This window comes from Paraburkholderia sp. BR10923, from assembly GCF_040948765.1.
Taxonomy (GTDB): domain Bacteria; phylum Pseudomonadota; class Gammaproteobacteria; order Burkholderiales; family Burkholderiaceae; genus Paraburkholderia; species Paraburkholderia youngii.
Map to the genome: position 1 here is coordinate 1 of NZ_JBFPKO010000205.1, position 274 is coordinate 274.

The following is a 274-nucleotide window of genomic DNA, read 5'->3' on the forward strand; positions in this document are numbered from 1 at the left end:
TGAGTCGGCAATCGGGTGAGAACGTCCTTCAGGTAGGCATGCGGTTCGTGCCCATTCAGTTGCGCTGAGCGTAGCAGACTCATGATGGCTGCGGCTCGTTGGCCGGCTCGAAGCGAACCGGCAAACAGCCAGTTCGACCTGCCGATAGCCCAAGGTCGTATCTGGTTTTCGACCCAGTTGTTGTGTATAGGCACGTGACCGTCATCGAGATAGCGGGTCAGCGCTTCCCATCGTTTAAGACTGTAATCCAGCGCTTTGGCAATCGCCGAGCCTT

General features: G+C 56.9%; 1 protein-coding gene. It reads right to left on the minus strand.

Features of this window, described 5'->3' with window-relative positions; genetic code table 11:
* Positions 1-274: transposase (locus AB3X94_RS42120; RefSeq protein ID WP_368614499.1), on the minus strand; the 274-nt coding region annotated here is incomplete at both ends.